Raw genomic sequence first — 9,092 nt, 5'->3', positions numbered from 1 at the left:
CCTGCCGGACATCTCCCCCACGAAGGGGGAGATTGGCAGCTCCGACCCCGTGCAACCGAACCACCGGCCAAACCGTTATGACGCGAAATCGAGGGGAGACAGCTTGTCCAAAATACTCAATCGGCGCCGGTCGGTCGTGTTAGCTGCCGTCGCGCTTCTGCTGATACCCGTCGTCGCCTTCGCCGCCGAAAAGACCGGCATGTCCTCGGAAGGCATTTTCGTCGCCGAACTCATCCTGCTCCTTGTCGTCGGTCGCGGCATCGGCGAGGTGCTGGAAATACTGGGTCAGCCGGCGGTGATGGGACAGCTGATCGGCGGCATCCTGCTTGGGCCTTCGCTGCTCGGCTGGGTCTGGCCGGCGGCCGAGCGGCTGGTCTTTGCCGGTGACGCCTCGCAAAAGTCGATGATCAACGCCATCGCCCAGCTCGGCGTGTTGATGCTGCTCCTGCTCACCGGCATGGAAACGGATCTGCGGCTCGTGCGCCGCGTCGGCCGCGCCTGTTTTTCCATATCGGCCGCCGGGGTGGCGGTGCCCTTCGCGCTCGGCTTCGTCGCCGCCCAGTTCATGCCGGCCACGCTGCTTGCCGCAGGAAGCGAACGCATCGTTGCCGGGCTGTTCCTCGGCACCGCGCTCTCCATCTCCTCGGTCAAGATCGTCGCCATGGTGGTGCGCGACATGAACTTCATGCGCCGCGACCTTGGCCAGATCATAGTCTCGTCGGCCATCATCGAGGACACGATCGGCTGGGTAATCATCGCCATCACCATCGGCATCGCCACCAAGGGACGCATCGAGATCGGCGGCCTGGCCTTCATCATTATGGGCGTCGCCGCCTTCATGGCGTTTTCCTTCACACTCGGGCGCCGCATCGTCTTCGATGCCATCCGCTGGACCAACGACACCTTCCGCTCCGAGTATGCGGTCGTCACCGTCATCCTCGCCATCATGGGCGCCATGGCCTTGATCACCGATCTGATCGGCGTGCACACCGTGCTCGGCGCCTTCGTCGCCGGCATCTTGGTCGGCGAGTCGCCGATCCTGTCGCGCCACATCGAAGGGCAGCTGCGTGGCATCATCACCGCCCTTTTCATGCCGGTGTTTTTCGGCGTCGCCGGACTATCCGCAGACCTCACCGTGCTTCTCGATCCTCAGCTTGCGCTGCTGACGGTAGCGCTGGTCATCATCGCCAGCATCGGCAAGTTCGGCGGCGCCTTCATCGGCGCAGAGGTCGCCGGCATGAGCCGCGCCGAAGGCGTCGCGGTGGGCTGCGGCATGAACGCGCGCGGTTCCACGGAGGTCATCGTCGCCTCGATCGGCCTGTCGATGGGCGTGCTGTCGCACAACCTCTTCACCATGATCGTCACCATGGCGGTCATCACCACCTTGGCCATGCCGCCGACATTGCGCTGGGCCCTGCGCCGCCTGCCGATGGGCGAGGGCGAGCAGAAAAGACTGGAGCGCGAGGACATCGACCAGCGCGGCTTCGTCGCCAATCTGGAGCGGCTGCTGGTGGTGGTCGACGAGGGTATCGTCGGCCGCTTCGCCGCCTATCTAGCAGGCGTCATCGGCGCCGGCAAGCCGACGACGGTGCTGCATTCCAGCGGCGAGATCGATGCCGAGCCGACCGAAGGGTTGCATCTGGAGGAAATCGAGAAGGGCGCCGAGGACAGCCGTGAGGCGGCGAAGCAAGGCGACGAGACGCCGGTGCGCGAAGCCCCGGTCACCCGCCGCCAGCATGAGGAGCTCTCGGCCGAGGCTGTCACCAAGGAGGCGCGCAAGGGCTACGGCATGCTGCTCGTCGGCCTCGGCCGCGCGGTCACTTCCAAGGGGGCCTTCTCGCATCGGCTGAACGAGGTCGCCGGCGCCTTCGACGGGCCGCTCTGCCTGGTGCTGAAGCCGGCCACCGCCGGCCGCCAGATGCCTCGGCTCGGCCCGCGATCGGGCAAGATACTGGTGCCGGTCAACGGCACGGCGGTTGCCCGCCGCGGCGCCGAACTGGCTTTGGCCGTCGCCGCCGTCACCGGCGCGCGCGTCAAGACGCTCTATGTCGCACGGGCCGGCCGCGACGAGCTGCGCGACACCGTCTCGCACCGCCGCAGGGAAGCCGTGCTGAAGGACATCGTCGCGCTTGCCGACCGCTACGGCGTCGAGATCGAGACGGCGATCCGCAGCAGAGCCGCCGCCGCCGACGCCATCACCCGCCAGGCCGGCCGCAACGTGGCGCTGATCGTCATGGGCGTGGCGCGGCGCCAGGGCGAGGAGCTGATCTTCGGCGAGACGACGACAGCCGTCCTGCGGCGCAGCCCATGCCCAGTGGTGCTGATCTCCGACGAGCGGGTGAAGCGCGACGAGAGCGACCGCGAGGCGGTGCGCACGGGCACGGGCACGGGCTGAGCGGCCGGGCGGCGGCCCAAGCGGGTATCTTCAGCCTGCCGATCGCTGACGCTTGGCACGGGGCTGCGAAGCCTTCGCGGGAGGATCTTCCTGCACAATCGGGGCAGGCGCCTCGACAGCAAGCTCCTGGCTCGAAAGGATCACCACGGTCGGCTCGTCTTTCGTATCGTCGGGTCTCGCGGCGGCCGCCTCCAGTCGCTTCCGCCATGCGCGCGCCGCCCTCCAGTTTTCGATGGCCAGCCATGTCGACAGGACAAAGCTGATGGCAAGCGCGGCAATAAACCATCTCTGCGAATGGATCAGCGCCGGATCGTACCAAGGTTTGCTGAGGAGTTCCTGCGGCTCGACATAAGTGACATCGGTCGCCATGCCGGCTGCCACGAAAGGCAGCGCCCAAAGCGCGGCGACGAAGCCGAACGAGGACCAGCCCAGAAACTGGCTGAACCAGAAGGCACTTTCGGCAGGATCCTTGTCGGAAAGCGTGCGGGCCCAACGCGCTTGGCCGAGCATCATCGCGAGTATGACGATGATGACGATCGGGCCGATATTGAGCACGCCGGCGATGCCGAGTTTGGCTCCAAGGACATCACCGGTCTCTTCGGCGGTCTCGGATGTCGCCAGCGTGGCGAGCTTGTCGCGCGCAATCGATCGCGGCAGGAGCGCGATATCCTGCGGTATCTGCACGCCACCGGACAGCAACCCAAGTTGCTTCTGCGCCCTGACGTAGAAATTGAACCAAAAGGGCGTCACGTCTTGCGCCGCTGCTGCCGAACAGCCGATTCTGGTGACGAGGCTGGACCGTCGCTGTTGCTCCCAGCTCTCCGAACGGAAGACGAGATCGCAGAGTCTTGTCTTTGGATCAGGCTCGCCAACCTCGACCATCAGATCCTTCGCCACGATCAAGCCGTTCCACGCCGGCATGTTCTGCGCGTCGTCCACGAACTTGGCGAATTGCGCGGGATCGAGCGTGAGCACGGTGTAGGAGACTGCTGGCCAGTTGGAATTGGCGTATCCATTGAGCTCCAGCATCGTCAGGTCCGGGCTAGTCAGAGGGATCGGGATGGTTTTCCCGTTTGCGCTGGCGGTAAGCACTTCCGGCACGAATTCCATGGCTTTCAAGGCGTCCGCCTCGGCGGAGGGCGCCTTGGCGAAGGCTGGTGCAAGCTGCGCGCGATAAACTAGCGTCGCGTTGGCCCCGATGTCGCCGGTCAACTCGTCATAGAGCCGGTTGAGCCGGGTCAGCCCCTCGAGCACGCGCGAATAGCGGAAGGGCGGGTGATAGGAAACCGCGGTCGCGATTACCGTCGCGGCGAGCAGCAGCAGCACCCGCGAAAGCGTTTGAAGACTGTCCAGCGTCTTTGCCATGCAGATGTCCCTCGATGGCGTGACCGGCACGGACGTTAGGCCTGGCTGGTTGCGGGAGCCAGACCTTCCCGGCCGGATCATGCCGGTAACCTTTCGAAAGTCTAAGCGCACTTTTAAGTTGCGCATGTGAAAAGCCTCACAGGCCGATCGCGCATGGCTCTTTATGCCGCTTCCGGCTGCTTGGGAGGCGCGCGAATGACGCTTGGCGATCTGTCCTTCTATCTGTTCACGTTGTTCAACGGCCTGCGCGTCGTCTCCTACCTGCCGCAGATCCTGCGCGTGGCGCGCGACGAGAACGGCGCTTCGGCAATCTCCTACACGACCTGGCTGCTGTGGACCGGCGCCAACGCCACCACAGGCCTCCATGCCGGCGTCAATCTCGACGACCCGATATTGGCCGCGATCAACTGGCTGAATGCCGTCTGCTGCGCGCTGGTGATCGCGCTGACGGCCCGGAAGCGGCGGTCGAGAGCGGTCGATACCATGCCTGCGAGTGGTTCCGGTTACACGTCGGTGATAATGGACAATCTGTCGGCCTGAAACTGGGCGCCATCGGTCTTCCTGATCGCGCGCGCCCGGGCTTCACCGGGCGTCAGTTGCAGCGGCCGCCTTCCGTCGGGCGGCCGCTTCCGATCGCCTTCAAGCCATCTGCAGCTTCTGCCGGCTCGGCTGCGGGGGGAAGGCGATCGCGATCCCGGCCGCGCCCAACCCGATCAGCGCCGAGCCGATGAACAGCCAGTGATAGCTGGCAGTGGCGTCGTAGATCATGCCGCCAGCAAGCGGCCCGAGCGACATGCCGAGGCTGGAGAGCATCGTGGCCGCGCCGAGGATGGTGCCGATGATGCGCAGGCCGAAATATTCGCGCGCCAGCACCGCGTAAAGCGGCATCACGCCGCCATAGGTGGCGCCGAAGATGACGGCCAGAAGGTAGAACTGCTCGAGCTGGCCGACGGTGAGATAAGCGGCAATCACCAGGCCCTGGATAGCGAGCCCGGTGACCAGCACCGGCTTGACGCCCAGCCGGTCGCCGAGCACGCCGTAGAGCACGCGCCCGCCAAGGCCGGCCAGCCCCTCGACGCTGTAGATCGACACGGCCGCCATCGGCGCCACACCGCAGGACATGGCATAGCTCACCATGTGGAAGATCGGGCCCGAATGCGCCGCGCAGCAGGCGAAGAAGGTGAGGCCCAGCACGATAAATTGCGGCGAGCGCAGCGCCTGGCCGACGCTCATGCCTCGATCGTCGGTGACGGGCGCCGGCGTGCCGTCGCTGGCTGCGACCGCCGCCGGTGGCTGGCGCACCAGCAAGACGGCGGGCAACAAGAGCACCCAGGCCATGACGCCGATGTCGAACATGGCGGTGCGCCAGTCATAGGCCGTGATCAGCCAGCGGGCGAAGGGCGAGATGGTCATCGGGGCCACGCCCATGCCGGCCGAGACCAGCGAGACGGCGAGGCTGCGATTGGTGTAGAACCAGGCGGTGGTGAGCGCGATCATCGGCGCGAAGAAGGCGCTGGCCGCCAGCCCGACGATGACGCCGTAGCTGAGCTGGAAGACCAGCAGCGAGGTCGCCCGGCTCGCCACCACCAGCGACAGGCCAAGCAGCACCGCGCCCGCAAGCACCACGGGCCTGGCGCCGACCCGGTCATAGATCGCGCCCCAGGCGAAGCCGCCGAGGCCCATCACCAGGAAATTCAAGGTCATGGCGCTGGAAATGCCGGTGCGCGACCAGTTTGTGTCGAGCGACATCGGCTCCAGAAAGATCGCCAACGAAAACATGGCGCCGAGCGCCACGCAGGTCATCAGCGCGCCGGCCGCGACGATGACCCAACGATAGGAATGGTTCATGGTTCTGCTCCCATGCCGAAAGGCATCCTGTTTGATGCGGCACGGTTTTTCCAGTCCACCGGGCCGTTTGCGTCCGAAGGACGCCGGAGCGGGAGCCGGTCCTACAATCTGGTTGCATTTTTTATCCAGATTTTTTTTGAGGGGCCGATTTCGTTGTCCCAGGCGCTGCCCCCGAGTGGCTGAAGTGTCAGCAGCCGGCAGTGCCCGTCATTGACCGCACACCCGTCCCATCTAGATTTACCCTCCCAACCAGGAGCATCCCATGGAACTCTATCGCGGCCGGCTCATCGATCACCTTCACCTGGTGGTGCGCGACATCGAGGCCAGCCGGCGCTTCTACAGCAGCCTGTTCGAAGTGCTGGGCATCCCGATCGGCGGCGGCGCTGAGGACCATTTCTGGGCCGACGAGCTGTTCGTCTCGACCCCCGACAGCCGTTCCGCCCAAGGCGTGCTCACCGGCCGTCACCATCTCGCCTTCCAGGCGAAGGACCGCGCCATGGTCGATGCCTTCTACCATGCCGGGCTCGCCGCCGGCGGCAAGGACAATGGCGCGCCGGGCGAACGCCGCTACCATCCCGGATACTATGCCTGCTTCCTGCTCGACCCTGATGGCAACAACATCGAGGCGGCGTTTCATGGGCCGGCGACGCGGAGCGCGGCTGCGGTGGTGGTGAGTTTCTGAGGCCTATCGGCGCCAGAACGGTTTAGCGAGCTCCTCCCGTACCTCGTCCATGGTCAGACCGATATCGCCGATCAGATATGGCGTATAGCGCGCCTTGAGCGCCAGCTCCTCGCGGAAGCAGGCTCGTTCGTGCCACACGGCCAAAAGGCCGAGCACCCCGGGATGACGCGTCAAGCTTTCTCCGGCCGGCGGGTCGCGGAGGTCGAGCCGCACGGCGCCGTAAAAATCGGAAATCGTGTTCAATATTGGTTTCATCGTCGGCTCCTCGCAAGAACGGCCCTCATCGAGGGCACGCCGGGAGCCTGAACCGCCACGCTCGGTCGATCCATCGGCTGCATGCAGTGTTTTGTGTCCTGCATTTGTAGTATTTTGCGGGGGGCGGGGCGTTGATAATGTCGCCGTCCGCGTGCAGGAATCGAGATGAACCACGACGCTGCGTCCATACCGGCCGCGCTTTCAGCGCGCCAGCCTGTGCCGGCCTTGTCCGAGCGCGAGCGTGCGGTGGCGGAAAGGTTCGCGGCTGGCCTGACCTATCGCGAGATCGGCGAGGCGCTGTTCATCGCGCCATCCACCGTGCGCACCCATCTCGCCGCGATCTACGAAAAGCTCGGCGTCCGCAGCAAGGTCGCGCTCGCCATGCATATCAACGCCGTCACAGCCATGCCGGCCATGCCCGACACTTCGCCGGTCCTTGCGATATTTCCCGTCGAATGCCTGAACGCCGACGAGCAATGGCGCCGCTTTGCTCGCGGGCTGTCGTCCGACATCACCATCGACCTTGCGCGCTACGCGGATCTGCCGGTCATTGCCTTCCACACCATGAAGGCGCTGGGCAGCAAGCCGGTCGATTTCGCCGCCGACGGAAAGGCCCTAGGCGCTGCCTATCTTCTGTCTGGTCAGTTGCGCGCCGACACCCAGCGAGTGCGGCTTACGATGGAGCTGGCCGATGCGCGAACCGGCGTCAGCCTGTGGAGCGAACGCTTCGACCGGCCCGTCGAGGACATCTTCGCGCTGCAGGACAGCCTGACCGAAAGCGTGATCAACGTGCTTGCCGGCTGTTTCGGAGCGATCGCCACGGTCGGCCGCAATGCAATTCTTCGCAAGCCGCCGGCCAGCCTGCGCGCCTATGACTGCTATCTGCTGGGCGTCGAGCAGCACAACACCTTCAGCCGCAGCGGCAACAGGGAAGCCATCAGGCTGTTTTCACGCGCGCTCGAGCTTGACCCGACGCTGGTCAAGGCCTGGACCGAACTTGCCTACGCCTATTCGATCGAGGCGTGCAACGGCTTCGGAGACAATCTGAGCGCCTCGATCGCCAAATGGCGCTGGGCGGCCGAGAATGCGCTGCGGCTCGATCCGAGCGACAGCACTGCGCACAACTGCTTCGGCGATCTCATGGGTTGCCTCGGCGATTTGGAGGCAGCTGAAAGGGCGCACCGGCGCGCCTTCGAATGCGGTTCCAACCATGCCGACACGCTGGCGCTGCTTGCCGGCAGCAAGGCTCTGGTCGCCGGCGATCCGGCGGAAGCCATCCCGCTCATCGAGCGCGCCATGCGACTCAACCCGCTTGCCCCGCCCTGGTATTTCGGCATGCAGGGGCGCGTCCTGTTCACGGCCGGCAGGCACCGGGAAGCCATAGCCGCGCTGCAACGGAGCACGCCGGATTCGCCGCACGTGCTGATCTTCCTGATGCTCGCCCACGCGACACTAGGCGACGGTCGCGAGGCCGCAGCCATCGCGGACCGTCTGCGCACCGAATTCCCCGGCTTCTCGGTCGAGGGGTTCATCTCTGGCTATCCGGTCAGCAATCCGGGCGCCGCGCGAGCCATCCGCGAAGCGGCGAAGTTGGTGTCGCTCTGCTAGCCCCGGTCACAAGCCCGACGCCACGTGCCAGGCGCTGGTGCGCTTCTATTCCTTCACCGCGCCCGTCATCGATGAAACATAGTGCTCGACGAAAAAGGAATAGAGCACCACCACCGGCAGCGACCCGATCAGCGCGCCGGCCATGAGCGCGCCCCATTCATAGACGTCGGAGCGAACGAGTTCGGTGAGCACGCCGACCGGCACCGTCTTCTTCTCCGAAGACTGGATGAAGGTCAGCGCATAGATGAACTCATTCCAGGACAAGGTGAAGGCGAAGATGCCGGCCGAGATCAGACCGGGAACCGACAGCGGCAGCACGATCTTGGTGAGGATCTGCCAGCGGCTCGCGCCATCGATGAGCGCGCATTCCTCCAACTCGAAGGGGATCGAGCGGAAGTAGCCCATCAGAAGCCAGGTGCAGAACGGGATGAGGAAGGTCGGATAGGTGAGGATCAGTGCGAACGGCGTGTCGTAAAGACCGAGATTGAACACCATCACCGACAGCGGAATGAACAGGATAGAAGGCGGCACGAGATAGGCGAGGAAGACGGCGAGGCCAACCTGCCGTGCCCCCGAAAACCTCAGCCGCTCGATCGCATACGCAGCAAGCACGGCAGCCGCCAGCGACAGGAAAGTTGCGGCGGTCGAAATGATGATCGTGTTGAGCAACCAACCTGGATAGGAGGTCTCGAAGAGCAGATAGCGAATGTGCTCCAGCGTCGGATGCACGACCCAGAACGGATTGTAGTTCACATAGTCGGTCATCTCGATATTGGGCTTAACAGCCGTGATCGTCATCCAGTAGAACGGAAACAAGAGGACAATCAGAAACACCAGCAGCGGCAGATAGACCGTCACCACCCGCCGCGGCAGGCTTTGCAGGTAGCCCATGCCGCCTTCGTCGGTCTCCAGGCGCTCGACTTCCTTGATCGCGGCCAT

Annotated in this window: 8 protein-coding genes; 4 read left to right on the top strand and 4 right to left on the bottom strand. The window is 64.8% G+C overall.

Annotation, left to right across the window (positions count from 1 at the left end):
* Positions 1-136: 136 nt before the first annotated feature.
* Complete coding sequence (locus tag FJ980_RS16865; RefSeq protein WP_246676439.1) at positions 137-2,395, top strand: cation:proton antiporter; 2,259 nt, start codon at positions 137-139, stop codon at positions 2,393-2,395.
* Positions 2,396-2,425: 30 nt separating this feature from the next.
* Here the strand turns inward: FJ980_RS16865 and FJ980_RS16860 are convergent, their stop codons facing one another.
* Positions 2,426-3,760 (bottom strand): hypothetical protein, encoded by a 1,335-nt coding sequence (locus FJ980_RS16860; RefSeq protein ID WP_140544620.1) that lies wholly within the window; start codon positions 3,758-3,760, stop codon positions 2,426-2,428.
* Positions 3,761-3,955: 195 nt separating this feature from the next.
* Between FJ980_RS16860 and FJ980_RS16855 the strand changes: the two genes are divergently transcribed.
* Positions 3,956-4,300, top strand: a complete 345-nt coding sequence (locus tag FJ980_RS16855) for a hypothetical protein (RefSeq protein WP_140544618.1) — start codon at positions 3,956-3,958, stop codon at positions 4,298-4,300.
* Between the two features lie 99 nt (positions 4,301-4,399).
* Here FJ980_RS16855 and FJ980_RS16850 read toward each other — a convergent pair whose 3' ends face one another.
* Entirely contained in the window at positions 4,400-5,608 is a 1,209-nt protein-coding gene (locus FJ980_RS16850; protein WP_140544616.1) for an MFS transporter, read from the bottom strand.
* A gap of 262 nt (positions 5,609-5,870) precedes the next feature.
* On the opposite strand from FJ980_RS16850, the gene FJ980_RS16845 reads away from it, so the two are divergent.
* The gene (locus FJ980_RS16845) at positions 5,871-6,290 is read left to right on the top strand and encodes a VOC family protein (protein WP_140544614.1); all 420 of its coding nucleotides are present in this window, start codon (positions 5,871-5,873) and stop codon (positions 6,288-6,290) included.
* 3 nt (positions 6,291-6,293) lie between these two features.
* On the opposite strand, the gene FJ980_RS16840 is transcribed toward FJ980_RS16845, so the two are convergent.
* Positions 6,294-6,545: a hypothetical protein gene (locus FJ980_RS16840; protein WP_140544612.1), complete on the bottom strand. Its 252-nt coding sequence runs from the start codon at positions 6,543-6,545 to the stop codon at positions 6,294-6,296.
* A 165-nt stretch (positions 6,546-6,710) separates the two neighbouring features.
* Between FJ980_RS16840 and FJ980_RS16835 the strand changes: the two genes are divergently transcribed.
* On the top strand, positions 6,711-8,153 hold the full coding sequence (locus tag FJ980_RS16835) for a LuxR C-terminal-related transcriptional regulator (RefSeq protein WP_140544610.1): 1,443 nt from the start codon (positions 6,711-6,713) through the stop codon (positions 8,151-8,153).
* Between the two features lie 45 nt (positions 8,154-8,198).
* On the opposite strand, the gene FJ980_RS16830 is transcribed toward FJ980_RS16835, so the two are convergent.
* Positions 8,199-9,092, bottom strand: coding sequence for a carbohydrate ABC transporter permease (locus FJ980_RS16830; protein WP_140544608.1), 894 nt, complete (start codon positions 9,090-9,092; stop codon positions 8,199-8,201).

The organism is Mesorhizobium sp. B1-1-5, assembly GCF_006443065.1.
GTDB lineage: Bacteria > Pseudomonadota > Alphaproteobacteria > Rhizobiales > Rhizobiaceae > Mesorhizobium.
Note: the sequence above shows the minus strand (reverse complement) of the source record. Positions and strands in the feature narration are given on the sequence as shown.